Origin of the sequence: Vibrio sp. 10N.261.52.C11 (genome assembly GCF_041471405.1) — a bacterium.
GTDB classification, from domain to species: Bacteria; Pseudomonadota; Gammaproteobacteria; order Enterobacterales; family Vibrionaceae; genus Vibrio; species Vibrio crassostreae_C.
This window is the reverse complement of sequence record NZ_JBFROI010000007.1, coordinates 104,440-122,946: the sequence shown is the minus strand read 5'-3', so window position 1 is coordinate 122,946 and position 18,507 is coordinate 104,440. Positions and strand designations below refer to the sequence as shown.

Below are 18,507 nucleotides of genomic sequence, written 5' to 3'. Positions count from 1 at the left end.
CTCACGGCATAGTGTGATTGTGTATAACTTTTGTGAGCCTCACGAAATGAAGCAAATGGATACTGAAAAAACAGAAGAAGAAAAGAAAGAAGAACAGAAAAAAGCAGCCAACGAGCGTAGGAAGAAAGCAGACCGTATTCGCAAACAATCTGGACTAAAGACGAAGAGAGTTCATCTTCATCAAGAAACTCTGAATGACTTAAAAGCACTTGCTGAAATGCACGGTTTTAACACATCTGATAGTGAGCTTGGTTACGATGAACTATCTTGCTTAGTTACACTACTAGCAGATCTCTTGTGGGATAAGAGCTCGTTTAACGCTGTGGATTATGAAACAGCCATGCTTAAGCGGTTGCATCTTACGGTGAAGCATTGTCAGTATGAAGATGGTTTGATTTTTGCCATGGATGAGTACGAAATATCTGAACTACTTGGAGAGTACAGTTACACACTGCAAGAAAAAACAATTGAGCTTCTACTCGGAAGAGAAGCAACAGACCTAGATTTTGATTGGTCAGACGATGTTATAAAGGCATTAGCCGATGAAGAAAAGGTAAAGTCAGCAATCGATGTTCTAATAAATTGAGGTTGACCGTACTCTGATTCCTCTATTGATTTGAGTTTCGTTTATCAAATCGTAGAATGAGTGAAACTGGTTTTATACTAATGTGCTATGACAGAACTAACTCTTGATTGTGAAAGACAGCTTAATGTCAAACTCGAAGATGGTACTTACGGACTGCTCTCGTTAGAAAGGGGTAGATTTCCCACACTAAAATGTACCAATAGGTATGAACCTATTTTACCTCATGATGTAGATGAAATCCTTGTTCATGACTATATCAGTGGTGGGGAATCATCGTATTACTTATCTGGTCGACACGGCTTTTCATATGATAGTGAGCTGTTTGATCACGTATACACTGGTTCTGCCAATAGAGACAAAATAACACAAGTATCATTTCTCATGCCTCAGCTCTCTGTTTATTTTAACCATGAGATAAAAAGGAGATTTGAAGAAGGTGGGGACATCTCTGCCCAAACTAACATACAGTCACTAAATGCAGAATTAGTAAATAGCAATAGCATTAAGAACGTTGATATCTTTCAGTCGAAGAACTTGAAGGACAACGCCAATGGAGATGGTTTCGTATTCACTAGTACTCTCGATATCAATTTCACTTTCGAGTCCCCCATATCCATGGAAGAAATTTCTCGGCTTATGTTCAAAGTGACTAACCTGTTTACTTGGTTGTTTGGAACCCCATGTTATGCAACAAGAATCGACCTTTTCGATACAGATTCAAACAAGGGATACTTATATGTCCCAAGCCACAAAGTTGAAGATACCGATAAGGTTTCTCAACCTTACCCATTCATGCTTTCAGATCAACTAAGAGACTCCTTTCAAGCGATCTGTCAAAGCTACTTTGTTGATAATACATTTATTTTTGACCAGATATGGTCGAAAACAATTCCGTTGTTCAGCATAAAGAATGTCCTTGAGTATGAGTTAATGCTATATGCTTCAATTCTGGATAAGTATTTTAGCTATAAAGTAGATCAGCTTGGATTGGACAACGTAATGCTCGAAAATGATCACGCCAAGTTCATTTCCAGAGTGACATCTCTTGTTAAAAGCGATCCACTGATTATGGCTACCATTAATGAAGGATCTGTAGCTAACATCACAGATGAAGAAACCCTCAAAAGATTGATACCAAACCGCAGTACAGCCACGCTGAATAAGAAAGCTAAAACCTTCTTGCGCTATATCGGCAAGACAGTGTCCGACGTATTCATCAATGACAAAGACTTTTATCAGATCAAAGAGATTCGAGATAGAGCAGCACACGGTGAGGTGGAAACCTTATCTGCTCAGGAAGTCTATACGCATCTGAACAAAGTCAAGATGCTTACTATGTATCTAATATATAAAGACTTAGGTATTTCTGACAACAGCTTTCTTGAACTACTGTGCGTCCCTTATCATGCGTTAAAGCAAGCTTGCCGAATAGATTCATTTAAGCGTGATGTTGCTTTAAACAAGGCTAATATTATTCAAGTTGATGAGCATACATTTGACTTTGTGAAGAACGAAACGGGGATCTTTAATTTCGTATTTTCAAGAAAACAGCATACCTACCACGTTAATAAAGAGTTAACTCATCTCTTAAAAGCCGAGTTCTTTGGTGATCATTCTAATACTGGTAAATACCGGAAATTGGAAGATTGTTTGCAATCACTAATCTCCAATGACAAAAAGTCAGCTTACATTTCAGAATGTTACATCAAATCAGGAAGAAAAACCTACTTGCTAAGGGGTATAGTTGTCATCGACAAACTCAACAAACTTCAGTCATTTCGAGGCTCTAGAATCGCTGGCGAAAGCCACATTAATGCATAGTATTTCAATTTAGTACGCTACTTGTACAAAAATCTAAATGAGCAGCTAAAACATCATATACAAACAAAGCGACAGACTGTTCATTTGGGTAGTACATTGGGTAGAAAATGATACATAGACAACAATAAATATAAAAAATACCAATAAACAACAATAAGTTAAACAAAGGTATCAACATTAAGATCCAAAACATTGAATAACAGTCTGTAAGCTGTACACGATAAAGAATAATCAGTGTTGATTAGATCAAAATGAGCTCCTAATTTTAGGGGCTTTTTTTTATGGATACAGTAATAGTAATCAGGATGAGCAAGTGACTGGTTGTTACGTAGAAGGTTGAGTTAGAGCAAAGAACAGATACAACGATAGTTAGAACGAGATAACGGACGTAAAACAGGATTTTTGAATACTTAGAGAGGGTATTGCTAATGGAGAAGAGTGTTGCGGTAAAACTGAGGGGGGAAACAAATTTGAGAGAGAAAGTGACGCAAGTTGCTGTTGCAACCTGCGCCGACTTAAAATCTTATAGAGCTACAACGTTTGCAGCTTGAAGACCTTTTTGGCCTTGCTCTACTTCGAAAGACACTTGTTGGCCTTCTTTAAGAGTCTTGAAACCTTCAGAAGCGATTGCACGGAAGTGTACGAATACGTCAGCGCCGCCGTTGTCTTGAGTTAGGAAACCGAAACCTTTCTCTTCGTTAAACCATTTTACTACGCCGTTTGTTTTGTTAGACATGATGTGTCCCTTATATAAAAATAAAAAATTAATCGCCAAAAGTGCGATGCGCTGAAAGCTTGAATTATTTAATGTATCTATGAAGCCAAGGGAAACACTGAGAATAACAATGAAGCAATACTAAGGGTTTTACTTTACAACTGATGTTTCATTTAATAACTCTGAAAACAGAGCGAGGCCATTCTTGGTGATCTGGGTCGGGTTGTAAAGCTTTATTTGAAAATAATTGATGTTTTTTTGTTCGGTTGGCTTGAATTCAAGCCCAGCTAGGTCGCCGGGCTTGATTTGTAAGACTTTGATCTCAAAAAATTTACTCGTCCGGCTGCTTAGTTCTGAGATCGACATATGGCCAGTAATGGTGACCGACTCGAATCAACAGAGTTGCTGCTGCTAAGATAAATGCCGCTAAAGATAACCAAACGATCAATACCGCATCGAGTTCTTTCATGCCCAAAGTGATGTAACGAGCAATCGCCATCATCGCGATATAGATTGGGTATCGCACTGGGATCTTACCGTTCATCACAAACTGCTGAACCATCGCCAACACTTCTAAATAGATAAACATCAGCAGAATGTCGGTCAATTGCACTCGGCGTTCAGCGAAGACATGCATGAACTCTTCGACCATCGCAAACAAGGTCGCGAGCGTGATCGCCACCAGCAATACCGCTTCCATAATGTGGAATACTTTTAAAAACGGCTTACTAAAAGATCTAGGTAAGTTAGAAGGCATAGTCACTCTTCAAGAAATAATTAATCCAGTCTCTACAATAGCATGCATCAATATAAGTCGCGTACTCTAGAGAGACGACAGATACAAAAATGGCCCCGCATTCACTGCAGAGCCATCTGTTTGTCTTTTACTTAGCGACTTCTTAGTGGCTAATTAACCTTAAAGCAGAATCAGGTAAGTTAAGAACACCACACACAGTCCGTAGATAAGCGGGTGTACTTCTTTGCGCTTACCTGCTACAACCATTGTGAATGCGTAGCTGATGAAGCCCATCGCCATACCGTTCGCTGGAGAGAAGCTTAGCACTGTGAACATGATGGTAAAGAAGGCTGCAATGCGTGACTCTTTCTTTTCCCAGTTGATCTGACCAAGACGACCTACCATGTAGATGCCGACTACTACCATCGCCGGTGCAACCATTGCAGCCGAGAAGATAGAGAAGATTGGGTATAGGAATAGCGAGATTAGGAACAGACCAGCCACCATGACTGCTGCCAAACCCGTTTTTGCACCTTGAGAAGAAGCGATGCCAGACTCAGAGAAAGCAGTGATCGATGTGGTACCAAGAATTGAACCAATCACAGTACCGCCCGCATCTGCTACTAGAGCCGATTTCGCGTTTGGCACCTTGCCGTCTTTATCGATGATACCCGCATCACGGCCAACGCCGACAATGGTGCTCAAGCCATCAAAGAAATCGACAATCAAGAAGATAAGTACGATGAACAGTAAGTCGAACATTTTCTCTGGCGTGAAAGCAGAGAAATCGAAGATAGCGCCGAAGCTGCCTGCCATGCTTGGTGGCATAGCAATGAACTGCTCTGGGATTGGTGCGTTTGAAGTGCCCATGAAGACGTCAGCAAGAATCGTCAACACGATAGCAGAAACGAATGAGATGAACGTTGCTAGCTTGATGTCACGAACCATACAACCCAGTGCGATGAAGATGCTCACGTAAGCGATGATCACTTTTGGATCAGAAATGTCGCCTAAGCCTACCAATACGAATGGGTTAGAAACGATGATGCCCGCATTCTTAAGACCTAAGAAAGCAATGAACAGTCCGAGAGACACGGTAATCGCCAACTTCAAATCTTCAGGAATCGATTCAATCATCGATTTACGAATATTGGTCAATGAGAACGCAAGGTACAAAATACCAGATAGGAAGATACCGAACAGCGCTTCATTCCAAAGCACGGCAACAGATCCACTTAACAGCAGACCTTTGAAAAAGCCGTTCATACTCATGCCCGGCGCTAGCATTACAGGGTAGTTGCCCCAAATGCCCATAATTAGGGTTGCGATTGCCGCAGACAGAGCCGTTGCAGTAAACACGGCACCTTTGTCCATGCCTGGAATATCACCCAAAATTGCTGGGTTAACCGCCAGAATGTAACTCATCGCCAAGAAAGTAATGAAACCCGCATACAGCTCAGTGCCAATCGTGGTTTTTCTTTCAGTGATTTTAAACATCGAATCAAGCGAGCCAGAGGTGTTCTGGGCTTTCAGGGTGGAATCGGTACTCACAACAAAACCTTTGCAATAAATTAAGAATTTGGTGATTCAAATGCTGTGAGAATAGAGAGGTCTCTACACTAAAAACTGTAGTCACCAAGGTAGGCTCGGTAGTAGAAACATCTAGTCTAGTAGGGTCTGTTGGCCCTTCGAGATGATTTTTGCAGCGAGTTGTTGGGGTTTTCTACAAGGCAGAGACTTTGATGTGTAGCTAGCCTACATAAGAAGTCGATAACGCAGTAGAAATCACCAACAAACGCTGCCCGAAGGGTTCGGCTAAAATCGTTTTATGCTTTGTTAAGGAATCTTTACTTAGAATGCTAGGTTACAAACTCCTTGCCGCGCCTAAAACGATTTTTTCTCGAACAAAACTCCATCGCGAAAGGTCAACAGACCCTAGATATATACAGCATTTAATCGTTTGCGCGGATTGTAAGGATTGAGATTAAAACTTCAACAAATTTTGTCCAGATCACATAAAAAAGTACCGATGACGAGTCATTACATTTATACAAAGATCTTTGAGAAGATCATTTGCTGATAAATAACGATCAAGCCAGTTGTTCTCAATCATCTAAATATGCTACTCTTCGCCTCCATTTTTCTGACCTAATTTTCACCAGTTGCTTCTATTAGTTTTACTCGTTATCTCTTTATAGACGTAACCAACGGCACAATTAGTAGATGCGCCATCGGAACAAAAATTAGAGTCAGTGCTATCTTTTAAAGTGTAGGTTTATTGCCTTCACTCAATCCAACCAACAGTGGAAATATACAGATGGGCAAAGGTACTCTTTACATCGTATCTGCACCTAGTGGCGCAGGTAAGTCGAGCTTGATCTCAGCAATGCTAGAAACCAATCCAACCTACGCAATGAAGGTATCTGTTTCACACACCACTCGCGGTATGCGCCCTGGTGAAGAAAATGGTGTTCACTACCACTTCGTAGAGAAGCATCATTTTGAAGACCTTATTACTAAAGGTGAATTCCTAGAGTACGCTGAAGTGTTCGGCAACTACTACGGTACTTCACGCGTTTGGATTGAAGAAAACCTAAACCGCGGTATCGATGTATTCCTAGATATCGACTGGCAAGGTGCTCGTCAGATCCGTGAACAAATGCCTCAAGCGAAGAGTGTATTCATTCTTCCACCATCAAATGGTGAACTAGAGCGTCGTTTGAATGTTCGCGGTCAAGACAGCGACGAAGTTATTGCGAAACGCATGAGCGAAGCAAAATCAGAGATTTCTCACTATGCAGAATATGATTATGTGATCGTGAATGACGACTTTGATGCAGCCCTAATGGACTTCAGAGCTATCATTCGTGCGGAACGCTTAAAAGAAGATAAGCAAGCAGCGAAATACAGCGGCATGCTTACTGCTTTATTAGCGGAATAATCTAGATCCCCTAGATTTTCTATTGAGATAAGTATACGGTGATCTAGAAAGTATCTAGTTAAACTTGTATACTTTCTCGTCATCAAAAATTTATTAGTTAATTACTATTTGGAGTCCTCATGGCACGCGTAACTGTTCAAGACGCTGTTGAAAAAGTTGGCAACCGTTTCGACCTAGTTCTTATTGCGGCTCGCCGCGCACGTCAAATGCAAACTGGCGGTAAAGATTCACTAGTGCCTGAAGAAAACGATAAGCCAACGGTTATCGCTCTTCGCGAAATCGAAGAAGGTCTTATCACTAAAGACGTACTAGATGCTCGTGAACGTCAAGAGCAACAAGAGCAAGAAGCGGCTGAACTTGCAGCAGTAAGCAGCATCGCTCACACTCGTTAAGAACGTCATTCGAACTAATTAACCTTCCGGGCCTTTAATTTGTATCTATTCGATAGCCTCAAAGACGTTGCCCAAGAATACCTAACAGAGCCTCAAATTGAGGCTCTGCGTCAATCTTATGTGGTAGCGAGAGACGCCCATGAAGGGCAAACCCGCTCAAGCGGTGAACCATACATTATCCACCCTGTAGCTGTTTCAAGAATCCTGGCAGAAATGCGTCTGGATATCGAAACCCTGCAAGCTGCTCTGCTTCATGATGTCATCGAAGACTGTGATGTCACTAAAGAAGATCTAGAGGAAAAATTTGGCAATACCGTTGCTGAATTGGTTGATGGTGTATCTAAGCTGGATAAGCTTAAATTTCGTGATCGCAAAGAAGCGCAAGCAGAGAACTTCCGCAAGATGGTTCTCGCCATGGTGCAAGACATCCGCGTTATCTTGATCAAATTAGCTGACCGTACTCACAACATGCGCACGCTTGGGGCACTTCGTCCTGACAAAAAGCGTCGTATTGCTCGTGAAACCCTAGAGATTTATTCTCCACTAGCTCACCGTCTTGGTATTCATAACATCAAGACCGAACTAGAAGAGCTGGGCTTTGAAGCCCTCTATCCTAACCGTTATCGCGTACTTAAAAACGTAGTGAAAGCTGCGCGTGGTAACCGTAAGGAAATGATCCAACGTATCCATAGCGAAATTGAAGGCCGCCTTGAAGAGGTCGGTTTGCCTGCTCGCGTACTTGGTCGTGAAAAAAACCTGTTCTCCATCTACAACAAGATGAAAACTAAAGAGCAGCGCTTCCACACCATTATGGACATCTACGCTTTCCGCGTCGTGGTTGATACCCCAGATACTTGTTATCGCGTACTTGGTCAGGCTCACAGCCTGTACAAGCCTCGCCCTGGCCGCATGAAAGATTACATTGCGGTACCAAAAGCCAACGGCTACCAATCTCTGCACACGTCAATGATCGGCCCTCACGGGGTGCCAGTTGAGGTTCAGATCCGTACTGAAGATATGGATCAAATGGCAGACAAAGGTGTCGCAGCGCACTGGTCTTACAAAGGCAACGGCTCACGCAGCAGTAATGGCACAACCGCACAGGTTAAAGCACAACGTTGGATGCAGAGCTTACTTGAGCTGCAACAAAGCGCGGGTAACTCATTCGAATTCATTGAAAACGTTAAGTCTGATCTGTTCCCAGATGAGATCTTCGTGTTCACGCCGAAGGGTCGCATTGTCGAACTTCCGGCAGGCGCAACAGCGGTCGATTTTGCTTACGCGGTGCATACCGATGTCGGCAACATGTGTGTAGGTGCTCGTGTAGACATGAACCCTTACCCACTCAGCAAATCGCTGAAGAACGGTCAAACTATTGAGATCATCAGTGCTCCGGGCGCACGTCCGAATGCAGCATGGCTCAACTACGTAGTGACCTCACGCGCACGTACAAAGATCCGTCAGGTTCTAAAAACCATGCGTCGTGAAGAGTCGATCACGCTAGGCCGTCGTTTACTGAATCATGCACTTGGCGAACACTCTATTGCCGATATCGGCCAAGAGAATCTAGAACATGTATTGTCTGACTTACGCCTAGAAAGCGTTGAAGACTTGCTGGCGTCGATTGGTCTTGGTGAGCTGATGAGTATCGTAATTGCTCGTCGTCTGCTTGGTGATGCTGACGAACTGACTGAAGTAGAAAACAACAGCGACACGCCTAGGAAGAAACTTCCAATCCGTGGTGCTGAAGGTCTACTGCTAACGTTCGCCAACTGTTGTCACCCAATTCCAGATGATCACATCATTGCCCATGTATCGCCAGGTCGTGGCCTTGTGGTTCACCGTGAAACGTGTCCAAACGTTCGTGGTTACCAGAAAGAACCAGACAAATACATGGCGGTTGAATGGTCTGACGATTACGACCAAGAGTTCACTGCTGAACTTCAGGTTGATCTGCAGAATCACCAAGGTGCACTGGCTGAGTTAACTAACGTTATCTCGAAAACAGGCTCGAACATTCACGGTATTTCAACTGAAGAACGTGATGGACGCCTGTACACAGTGACTATCTTGCTGACCACCAAAGATCGTGTTCACCTTGCAAGTATTATGAAAAAGCTACGTGTGATGCCACACGCGCTGAAAGTAAGACGTCGTAAGAACTAACGTTTAAACTTGATAATAGTTTTGCCAAGAATTTAAATCCCCTTAATGCTTTATCGCTTAAGGGGATTTTTATAACCGTAATCCTAGTATTTACCGCGCTCCCTCCCATTCCTGCCTGTACAAAAATCCAGTAAAATGCTTGAATAGATCATCTCTCTTACGTTTATGAGCCTTGTTATGTCACAGCTTTTATCTGCTATCCCTCTCAACTCTTTATCTGGAGTCGGCGCAAAAGTCGCAGAGAAACTGGAGAAGGTTGGGCTTAACAACGTACAAGATTTACTGTTTCACCTGCCTTTGCGCTACGAAGATCGAACGCGTATCTATCCAATCGTAAAACTGCATGCTGGTTTATGGGCAGCAGTGCAAGGCAAGGTAATGCACGTCGATACCATTTTCGGTAAACGTAAGATGCTCGCAGTAAAGATCAGTGATGGTAATGGCACTATTACACTGCGTTTTTTCAACTTCACTGCAGGCATGAAGAATAACTTTGCCGAAGGCAAACAAGTGCATGCTTATGGTGAGATCAAGCGCGGTAATATGGGGCTTGAGATCGTCCATCCGGACTACAAATTCTTTGCGCCGAGGCAACAGCCAGACGTTGAAGCCAATCTGACTCCGGTGTACCCAACCACCGAAGGGCTAAGACAAGTCACGCTGCGTAATCTTACCGATCAAGCCTTAGAGCTAATCGACAAGGCCGCAGTTAACGAGCTTCTCCCATCAGGTTTATACGACCACCAAATTACCCTCGCACAAGCACTGCATACCATTCACAGGCCGCCCCCGGGCATTGACCTAGAGCTGTTTGATGAAGGCAAGCACCCTGCGCAACTGCGCCTAATTATGGAAGAGTTACTGGCTCAAAACCTGTCTATGTTGTCTGTTCGTAGCAAAGGGCAGCAAGACAAGGCAATGCCTTTTCCTCCAGTAAACACCCTTAAAGATAAGCTACTGGCTCAGCTGCCGTTTTCACCAACCAATGCCCAAGCACGAGTGACCAAAGAGATCGAAGCTGACTTGGAAAAGCCGCATCCTATGATGCGTTTAGTGCAAGGTGATGTGGGCTCTGGTAAAACCTTAGTCGCTGCACTGGCGGCGGTTCGCGCATTGGAACACGGTCAACAAGTAGCACTTATGGCACCCACTGAACTACTCGCAGAACAACACGCGATTAACTTTGCCAACTGGTTTGAGGCAATGGGTATTCAAGTTGGATGGCTAGCAGGTAAGCTCAAAGGCAAAGCTCGTGAAACTGAACTAACACGTATTGCCAGTGGCGAAGCGCAAATGGTGGTCGGTACTCATGCCCTGTTCCAAGAGCATGTCGAGTTCAAAAACCTTGGTTTAGTGATCATTGATGAGCAACACCGATTTGGTGTCCACCAGCGATTAGAGCTACGTGAGAAAGGCGCAAAGCAAGGCTACTACCCACATCAGTTGGTCATGACCGCTACCCCAATCCCACGAACGTTAGCAATGACGGCCTATGCCGACCTCGAAACTTCGATTATTGATGAACTGCCACCGGGACGAACCCCAATTCAAACCGTGGCAATTCCTGATACCAAGCGCGATGATATTGTCGAACGGGTGCGTAATGCGTGTCTCAATGAAGGCAAACAAGCCTACTGGGTATGTACGCTAATTGATGAATCCGAAGTATTAGAAGCGCAAGCCGCGGCCGACACTGCAGAAGAGCTGCAACGCAAACTGCCTGACGTAAAAATTGGTTTAGTCCATGGCCGTATGAAACCCGCCGAGAAACAAGCGGTGATGCGAGAGTTCAAAGAGAACAAGCTGCATCTATTGGTTGCGACAACCGTGATTGAAGTTGGTGTGGATGTTCCGAATTCGAGCTTAATGATCATCGAGAACCCAGAACGTCTTGGCCTAGCGCAACTGCACCAACTGCGTGGCCGTGTCGGCCGAGGTTCGGTCGCAAGTCATTGTGTATTGTTGTATCACTCTCCGCTGTCTAAAACCGCTCAGAAACGCCTAGGTGTGCTACGTGAAAGTAACGATGGCTTTGTGATTGCACAGCGCGACTTAGAAATCCGTGGCCCCGGTGAATTGCTCGGTACCAAACAAACTGGCTTGGCTGATTTCAAGATCGCCGATCTAATTCGTGACCAACGTTTGATACCTGAAGTGCAGCGTATTGCGCGTCATATTCACGATAGCTACCCAGACAATGCTAAGGCGATCATCAACCGTTGGTTGGGTGAACGCGATGTTTACTCTAAGGCGTAGTTAACACTAAGGCATAGTTAACACTGAGACCGTATTCAAACGTAAAAAAGGCTTCCTCAAGGAAGCCTTTTTAGTGTGCGTTACTTTCATCAAGCAAGAGCGAGATTCCCTATTCGCTCGTTCCTCACGATAGGGAATGACGATCAAAGTAAACTTTCATCATCAAAGTCCATGGTTAGCAATTCGTCATCCTCGGAGAGGGAATAATGACCGAGTCGGGGATCTCTTAACCGTTCCCCGAACCGAACTTATCGTCATCAAACGGACCGATGATAACTAGGGCTTAACCGGGAAACTGATCTGCGCTTTTAAGCCACCTTCACTGCGGTTATTGACCACAACAGCACCTTGATGCTGGCTAACGATACGTTTCACAATTGCTAAGCCCAAGCCCGTTCCTTCGCTACCACGAGCCGTGTCACCACGCGTGAAAGGTTCAAACAGCTTTCCGATCTGGTCTTGTGGAATACCCGGCCCGTTATCTTCTACCGTCACCCAAGCAAGCTTGTTATCCGCCGTCATACCAGTTGATACCTTGACCCAACCATTACCGTAACGCAGCGCATTCACCACCAAGTTGCTCACAGCACGCTTCATCGCGATCGGATTACCTAGCGCTGGCTTCATCGATTCTGGAATATCGGTTTCAATCTGAACCTCGTAGCCACCCTCAGAGCTCGATACCTCACGAGCAATATCATCGACAAACACCGCTTGGAATGAATCTCGGTCGACAGGCTTTAGGTAATCCATGAACTGGCTGATGATTTCATTACACTCTTCGGTATCACTGATAATCCCCTCAGCTAAGTAGGCATCCTCTGGTGACATCATCTCAGTCGCTAAGCGAATACGCGTTAACGGAGTACGTAAATCATGGCTGATACCCGCCATCAACAAGGCGCGGTCTTCTTCTAGCTCTTGGATGCCTTTCGACATCTGGTTAAAGGCTCGAGTTACCGAGCGAATCTCTTGTGCGCCTTGAACTGGCAATGGCGGTGGAATATCACCTCGCCCGACACCTTGCGCCGCTTTCTCTAGCGCTATCAACGGACGGTTTTGCAATCGGATAAACAGCCAACCACCTGCGACAATCAACAGCGCCATGATCAGACTGTTACGAAACAGTGGTGCAAAATCCTCTTCTTGCAGCTCTGATAACGGAATACGAATTAAAGAGTTGGGTAACTGCGCAATGTCCATCCAAAGCACATAGCTCTCTTTACCCAAGATCAGCCGCACTTCAGTTTCAGAACCCAGCTCCTTGGTCATCTCCTCACTCATCAGGTCGATTGCGACCGCATGGTAATACTCACCCGCCGCTTCGCTGCCCTTGGCGTGAACGGTTACCCCGAGCTGTTCAAGCACACGCTGACGCAATGGCGCATCGATCTCGATATCACTGCCTTGGTCCAATACCAGGTTTAGCTCGTGAGCCAAAATCTTATTAAACTGCTGCAAACTTGGCATCAACGCATAGTTAAACACCGCGTAATAAGAAAAAATTTGGCTAGCGACCAATAGCGTTAAGAAAAGCACTATCGACTGAGTAAAGGAGCTACGTATACGCATGGGGTACCCGAGATGTAGAAAGATAAAGAAAGTGTTATATGACTATAACTCTAAACCATTGTGCTGAATAGAAAACGGGCCATCGCATATTAATGAGATGACCCGTAAGATTCACAGAATCGATAAAGCTACTGTAGAGCTTATTAAGCTGAATTACACAGCTTTGCCATCTGGAACGAATACATAACCCAAGCCCCACACCGTTTGGATGTAGCGAGGTTTGCTTGGATCTTCTTCAACTAGACGACGCAGACGTGAAATCTGAACATCGATAGAACGTTCCATTGCTGAATACTCACGGCCACGAGCCATGTTCATCAGCTTATCGCGAGACATTGGCTCACGAGCATTCGTTACCAAGGACTTAAGAACCGCAAATTCACCCGAAGTAAGCGGCATTGGCTCTTCACCGCGGAACATTTCGCGAGTACCTAGGTTCAAACGGAATTCACCAAATTCAACCACAGACTCTTCTGTACTTGGTGCGCCCGGCGCTTCAATGACTTGGCGACGCAGTACCGCTTTAATACGAGCAAGCAGTTCACGTGGGTTAAATGGTTTTGGCAGGTAATCATCAGCACCCACTTCCAAGCCCACAATGCGATCCACTTCATCACCCTTTGCTGTAAGCATCAGGATTGGTAGCGAGTTGTTTGCGTTTCGTAAACGACGACAGATCGATAGACCATCTTCGCCCGGCAACATTAAATCCAATACCATCAAGTGAAAATTTTCACGGGTTAACAGGCGGTCCATCTGCTCACTGTTTGCCACGCTACGCACTTGAAAGCCCTGCTCTGACAGATAGCGCTCTAACAGTGCACGTAAACGAGCATCGTCATCGACCACTAAAATTTTGTAGTTTTCTTGCATGTAATGGTTCCACCTATTAAAGCTTAAACCTAAGGTTAAGCATTCTTGGTAAATTGTATATTGGTATAAGACATTAAAAATGTAACATTATTGGAGAAAAAGTCGCCTAAATAATTGTTAACGTATGTTGCCTTTCTATATATTCTATCTTAGATCATCATTTCATTAAGTCAGATTTATGAAAACCAAACTTATTACTCGAGAAGGTTATAACAAGCTCAAAGCAGAACATGACCACTTATGGCACGAGAAACGCCCTGAAATTACTAAGATAGTCACTTGGGCGGCAAGCCTTGGAGATCGCTCAGAAAACGCAGATTACACCTTCAATAAGCGTCTACTTCGTCAGATCGATCGCCGAGTGCGTTTTTTAAGAAAGTTCCTACCTGATGTCACGATCGTTGATTACTCGCCACAACAAGAAGGTAAGGTATTTTTCGGTGCTTGGGTCGAAATTGAGAATGATGATGGGGAAATTAAGAAGTTTCGAATTGTCGGCCCAGAAGAGATCTACGGCGATGCTAAAGGCTATATCTCTATCGACTCACCAATGGCTAGAGCTCTGCTCAAGAAAGAAGTAGATGACGAGTTTACGGTAAAAACACCGGAAGGCGACAAAGAGTGGTTCATTAACTCGATTCGCTACGCAGACAACGAATAACCAAACTTAATAAACACTTAGCGATAAACTGAGTGTGCAGCAAACCCAAACTCCAGATAAAAGAAAACCCCGCAAGGCTTTCGCCTAGCGGGGTTAAGTCTCTATCGCAGCAATCCGGCTACTGTTTATCTCTTCGAGATAAGGTGCTCCCTGCATCTTTCCTTGATAGTGGCTAAATCCTTTAACCAATTTCCTTTTTGTTCATCGCCATCCTAGCGGTGTCCATTCTAGCCTGTCATCCTGACTGGCGAATCTCATCCAGAGATTATCACTTCCTTGCTGACCACTCATCCTAAGTAATCAAATCTTCATCCTGAAGATACCTAGTCCATTAGGCTTTTTCCTGTTCCTGCCAACTCCCTGTCGACAAGTTAAATATTACGGCAAATGGCCGTGTTTCCTAGATAGTCTTAAAAAACATTTCAGGTGAGAAATACGCCCACAAACACACAATCAAATAAAATCAGCAACTTAGTGTAACATCAAGACGATTTCATCGGTCTAAAGCGACTTAGTCTCACATCACTTGTAAGAGATCTCGCACAAAGCGGGTATCAGAAACGGAAATTCGACTTCTGACAGGATAATTACACAGCCAAAGCTAGAAAAAGCGTACGCTCACCCCCATGTATTTGTCATGATATTAAATAAGAGATTCATCGGATGAGCCAAGCTATCTGTCGACTGATCGCTGAAGAACTGAATGTCCGTTCTGAGCAAGTCACTGCCGCAGTAAACCTAATTGACGACGGTAACACCGTTCCCTTTATTGCCCGCTACCGTAAAGAAGTTACGGGTGGCTTAGACGATACCCAACTACGTAACCTTGATAGCCGCCTTTCATACCTTCGCGAGCTAGACGATCGTCGCCAAACAATTCTTAAGTCGATTCAAGACCAAGGAAAACTCACGCCAGAACTCGAGCGTGATATCACTCAAGCAGACAGCAAGACTCGCCTAGAAGATTTATACCTGCCATACAAACCAAAGCGCCGTACTAAAGGCCAGATCGCGATTGAAGCGGGCTTAGAACCACTTGCCGACACACTGTGGAATGAACCACAGCACGATCCAGAAACGGAAGCGGCGAACTTCATCAGCAACGATAAAGGCATTGCCGATACCAAAGCTGCTCTCGATGGTGCTCGTGCGATCATCATGGAACGCATTGCGGAAGACGCAAACCTACTAGAAAAGATTCGCCAACACCTAACACGCAACTCAGAGCTAGTCGCTCGTGTAGTGACAGGTAAAGAGCAAGAAGGCGAGAAGTTCAAAGACTACTTCGAGCACAACGAAACACTCAGCAAAGTGCCGTCTCACCGTGCACTTGCCATGCTGCGTGGCCGCAATGAAGGCTTCCTAACACTGGCGATGAATGCCGATCCTGAGCAAGAAGAAGGTGTACGTGGTTCATACTGTGAGAACATTATCTCTGATCACTACGGCATTACTCTGAGCAGTGCTCCTGCGGACGCGTGGCGTAAGCAAGTGATCAGCTGGGCATGGCGCATTAAGGTTTCTATGCACATGGAAACTGAATTGATGGGCGCAATGAAAGAGCGTGCAGAGATCGAAGCGATTGAAGTATTCGCAACCAACCTAAAAGACCTACTCATGGCAGCGCCAGCTGGTCCTCGAGCAACCTTAGGCTTGGACCCAGGTTTACGTACCGGTTCGAAAATCGCTGTCGTGGATTCAACCGGTAAGGTTTTGGCAACAGAAACTATTTACCCTCACCCACCTCAAAAGCAATACGACAAATCGGCACACGTGGTTGAGCAGATGGTTCGTCAATTCAATGTTGATTTGATTGCGATTGGTAACGGTACGGCTTCACGCGAAACCGACAGCTTTGTGGCTGACGTAATTAAACGCGGCAACCTAAAAGCGCAAAAGATCATTGTTAGCGAAGCGGGCGCATCGGTGTATTCCGCGTCTGAACTAGCTGCAAAAGAGTTCCCGAACATGGATGTATCAATTCGTGGTGCGGTGTCTATTGCTCGTCGTCTGCAAGATCCACTGGCAGAGCTAGTGAAGATTGACCCTAAATCGATCGGTGTGGGCCAATACCAACACGATGTGAGCCAAACCATGCTCGCTAAGCGCCTAGATGCGATTGTCGAAGACTGTGTAAACGCCGTAGGCGTTGATGTGAATACAGCGTCTGCCGCGCTACTTACTCGCGTAGCCGGCCTTTCTAGCACCATCGCTCAGAACATCGTGGATTTCCGTGATGAGAATGGTCGCTTCGAAGCACGTACTACGCTAAAGAAAGTCGCTCGCTTAGGGCCAAAAGCCTTTGAACAGTGTGCTGGTTTCCTACGTATTATGGATGGTAAGAACCCGTTAGATGCATCATCGGTTCACCCAGAAGCTTACCCAGTAGTGAAAACCATTGCTGAGAAAAACCACAAAGACATCAAATCTCTGGTAGGTAACACCGACTTCTTACGTGGTTTGCACGCGGTTGATTACACTAATGAAAACTTTGGTGTTCCAACGGTCACCGACATCATCAAGGAGCTGGATAAGCCGGGACGCGACCCTCGCCCTGAGTTCAAGACTGCAACCTTCGCAGATGGCGTAAACAGCGTTTCAGACCTAGAACCAGGCATGATTCTAGAAGGTGTGGTATCGAACGTGGCTAACTTTGGTGCCTTCGTTGATATTGGTGTTCACCAAGATGGCTTAGTTCATATTTCAGCGCTGACCGATCGCTTTGTCTCTGACCCACGTGAAGTGGTTAAAGCGGGCGACATCGTGAAAGTGAAGGTGATGGAAGTGGATGTTCAGCGTAAACGTATTGCACTGAGCATGCGTATGAAGGACGAGCCTGGACAAGACAACCGTGCTCAACGTTCAAGTGCACCTCGTACACAAAACCGCTCGAATCAAAACTCGCAAGGTGGCCAACGCCGTCGTGAAGAGCCGCAACAAAACGCTGCAATGGGTGGAGCATTCGCTGCCGCTTTTGCTAAAGCGAAAAAGTAATCCATTAGCTCATCTAAAAAACTGATGTGCTTAAAACAGAAAACCTGCATCCCTTAGGGTATGCAGGTTTTTTTATTATGTGTTCAAAAAAGACATCGAAGCTTGGTTGACTCGTAAACTTTTGATTTATAAGACCACCAACATCTCTGATGGAGCATGAGGCGCAACAGCATGACCATAATGATACTTTATGACCTTACGTCGTTTCTCCATCTGTCCTTCCTGAATCGCCGCATCTAAAACATGCTTTGGCAGGCGGAAACGCATGGTATAACCTTTGCCTTGATCAGCACTGTATGTTTTCAGTGCCAATAAGCTGAACAGCCGATCAAAAGGGTCTTGTGGCTCTTCTTGGCTAACCGAATTGGCCTCTGACTCGTTCTCCATTTCATAACCTGGATGGTCTGAAGGATCCCAAGCCGACTGCTGCCTTCGTTTATCGTCTGATTTTACCTTACGCTCTGCATTGGTTCTCGCCAATGCTACTGCGGGAGCAACAGGCTCTCGGACTCTATTATCACGCGCAACTTGCTCTGTTTGCACATTAACGGACGGGGCGATTAATGGCACACTCACTGCAGTTGCAGGTGACACAATCATCGCGAACTCTCCTCAAGAATCGCCCATCACTATTGCCATAGCACTGTTATACCGAGAACGCACAACAGGCATAGCCCAACTTACCGCAATCAGCTCTGGAGAGAGTTAGGTCTGAGTATCATGCAACACGTTGGTGTTATACCAATCGTAGTAAATAACTGATCATCCTAGCTTGTTAAAATGCTCGATAACGG

At 44.9% G+C, this 18,507-nt stretch carries 14 protein-coding genes; 8 read left to right on the top strand and 6 right to left on the bottom strand.

Annotated features, from left to right (window positions below):
- Both AB4323_RS02085 and AB4323_RS02080 read left to right on the top strand, forming a co-directional pair.
- A partial coding sequence (locus tag AB4323_RS02085; protein ID WP_372151480.1) for a hypothetical protein occupies nt 1-586 on the top strand: 586 nt, incomplete at its 5' end.
- Between the two features lie 87 nt (nt 587-673).
- Nucleotides 674-2,407, top strand: a complete 1,734-nt coding sequence (locus tag AB4323_RS02080; protein ID WP_269979561.1) for a hypothetical protein — start codon at nt 674-676, stop codon at nt 2,405-2,407.
- A 523-nt stretch (nt 2,408-2,930) separates the two neighbouring features.
- Here the strand turns inward: AB4323_RS02080 and AB4323_RS02075 are convergent.
- The 3 genes from AB4323_RS02075 to AB4323_RS02065 form a co-directional block, all read right to left on the bottom strand.
- The gene (locus AB4323_RS02075; protein WP_004735656.1) at nt 2,931-3,143 is read right to left on the bottom strand and encodes a cold-shock protein; all 213 of its coding nucleotides are present in this window, start codon (nt 3,141-3,143) and stop codon (nt 2,931-2,933) included.
- Between the two features lie 310 nt (nt 3,144-3,453).
- On the bottom strand, nt 3,454-3,879 hold the full coding sequence (locus AB4323_RS02070; RefSeq protein ID WP_050652097.1) for a phosphate-starvation-inducible protein PsiE: 426 nt from the start codon (nt 3,877-3,879) through the stop codon (nt 3,454-3,456).
- Nucleotides 3,880-4,038: 159 nt separating this feature from the next.
- Complete coding sequence (locus AB4323_RS02065) at nt 4,039-5,409, bottom strand: NCS2 family permease (RefSeq protein ID WP_017062465.1); 1,371 nt, start codon at nt 5,407-5,409, stop codon at nt 4,039-4,041.
- A gap of 766 nt (nt 5,410-6,175) precedes the next feature.
- On the opposite strand from AB4323_RS02065, the gene gmk reads away from it, so the two are divergent.
- The 4 genes from gmk (at nt 6,176) to recG (ending at nt 11,613) form a co-directional block, all read left to right on the top strand.
- Nucleotides 6,176-6,799: a guanylate kinase gene (gene gmk / locus AB4323_RS02060; RefSeq protein ID WP_017062466.1), complete on the top strand. Its 624-nt coding sequence runs from the start codon at nt 6,176-6,178 to the stop codon at nt 6,797-6,799.
- 119 nt (nt 6,800-6,918) lie between these two features.
- Nucleotides 6,919-7,191 carry a DNA-directed RNA polymerase subunit omega gene (rpoZ, locus tag AB4323_RS02055; protein ID WP_009848003.1) on the top strand — a complete coding sequence of 91 codons (273 nt, stop codon included), beginning with the start codon at nt 6,919-6,921 and terminating at the stop codon, nt 7,189-7,191.
- Between the two features lie 39 nt (nt 7,192-7,230).
- On the top strand, nt 7,231-9,357 hold the full coding sequence (spoT, locus tag AB4323_RS02050) for a bifunctional GTP diphosphokinase/guanosine-3',5'-bis pyrophosphate 3'-pyrophosphohydrolase (RefSeq protein WP_048612458.1): 2,127 nt from the start codon (nt 7,231-7,233) through the stop codon (nt 9,355-9,357).
- Between the two features lie 177 nt (nt 9,358-9,534).
- Nucleotides 9,535-11,613: an ATP-dependent DNA helicase RecG gene (gene recG, locus AB4323_RS02045; RefSeq protein ID WP_017062468.1), complete on the top strand. Its 2,079-nt coding sequence runs from the start codon at nt 9,535-9,537 to the stop codon at nt 11,611-11,613.
- A gap of 276 nt (nt 11,614-11,889) precedes the next feature.
- Here recG and envZ read toward each other — a convergent pair whose 3' ends face one another.
- Both envZ and ompR read right to left on the bottom strand, forming a co-directional pair.
- On the bottom strand, nt 11,890-13,185 hold the full coding sequence (gene envZ, locus AB4323_RS02040) for a two-component system sensor histidine kinase EnvZ (protein WP_102398527.1): 1,296 nt from the start codon (nt 13,183-13,185) through the stop codon (nt 11,890-11,892).
- Nucleotides 13,186-13,338: 153 nt separating this feature from the next.
- The gene (gene ompR / locus AB4323_RS02035; RefSeq protein ID WP_008218409.1) at nt 13,339-14,058 is read right to left on the bottom strand and encodes a two-component system response regulator OmpR; all 720 of its coding nucleotides are present in this window, start codon (nt 14,056-14,058) and stop codon (nt 13,339-13,341) included.
- 178 nt (nt 14,059-14,236) lie between these two features.
- Between ompR and greB the strand changes: the two genes are divergently transcribed.
- Both greB and AB4323_RS02025 read left to right on the top strand, forming a co-directional pair.
- Complete coding sequence (gene greB / locus AB4323_RS02030; RefSeq protein ID WP_017062470.1) at nt 14,237-14,719, top strand: transcription elongation factor GreB; 483 nt, start codon at nt 14,237-14,239, stop codon at nt 14,717-14,719.
- Nucleotides 14,720-15,382: 663 nt separating this feature from the next.
- On the top strand, nt 15,383-17,713 hold the full coding sequence (locus tag AB4323_RS02025; RefSeq protein ID WP_102428474.1) for a Tex family protein: 2,331 nt from the start codon (nt 15,383-15,385) through the stop codon (nt 17,711-17,713).
- A 126-nt stretch (nt 17,714-17,839) separates the two neighbouring features.
- Here AB4323_RS02025 and AB4323_RS02020 read toward each other — a convergent pair whose 3' ends face one another.
- Nucleotides 17,840-18,313 carry a hypothetical protein gene (locus tag AB4323_RS02020; RefSeq protein WP_017063078.1) on the bottom strand — a complete coding sequence of 158 codons (474 nt, stop codon included), beginning with the start codon at nt 18,311-18,313 and terminating at the stop codon, nt 17,840-17,842.
- Nucleotides 18,314-18,507: the final 194 nt, after the last annotated feature.

Excerpts from the sequence above, each read along its gene's own strand:
- AB4323_RS02080 (WP_269979561.1), top strand. The coding sequence starts at position 674 with ATGACAGAACTAACTCTTGATTGTGAAAGACAGCTTAATGTCAAACTC.
- AB4323_RS02075 (WP_004735656.1), bottom strand. The coding sequence starts at position 3,143 with ATGTCTAACAAAACAAACGGCGTAGTAAAATGGTTTAACGAAGAGAAA.
- AB4323_RS02070 (WP_050652097.1), bottom strand. The coding sequence starts at position 3,879 with ATGCCTTCTAACTTACCTAGATCTTTTAGTAAGCCGTTTTTAAAAGTA.
- gmk (WP_017062466.1), top strand. The coding sequence starts at position 6,176 with ATGGGCAAAGGTACTCTTTACATCGTATCTGCACCTAGTGGCGCAGGT.
- rpoZ (WP_009848003.1), top strand. The coding sequence starts at position 6,919 with ATGGCACGCGTAACTGTTCAAGACGCTGTTGAAAAAGTTGGCAACCGT.
- recG (WP_017062468.1), top strand. The coding sequence starts at position 9,535 with ATGTCACAGCTTTTATCTGCTATCCCTCTCAACTCTTTATCTGGAGTC.
- envZ (WP_102398527.1), bottom strand. The coding sequence starts at position 13,185 with ATGCGTATACGTAGCTCCTTTACTCAGTCGATAGTGCTTTTCTTAACG.
- ompR (WP_008218409.1), bottom strand. The coding sequence starts at position 14,058 with ATGCAAGAAAACTACAAAATTTTAGTGGTCGATGACGATGCTCGTTTA.
- greB (WP_017062470.1), top strand. The coding sequence starts at position 14,237 with ATGAAAACCAAACTTATTACTCGAGAAGGTTATAACAAGCTCAAAGCA.
- AB4323_RS02025 (WP_102428474.1), top strand. The coding sequence starts at position 15,383 with ATGAGCCAAGCTATCTGTCGACTGATCGCTGAAGAACTGAATGTCCGT.
- AB4323_RS02020 (WP_017063078.1), bottom strand. The coding sequence starts at position 18,313 with ATGATTGTGTCACCTGCAACTGCAGTGAGTGTGCCATTAATCGCCCCG.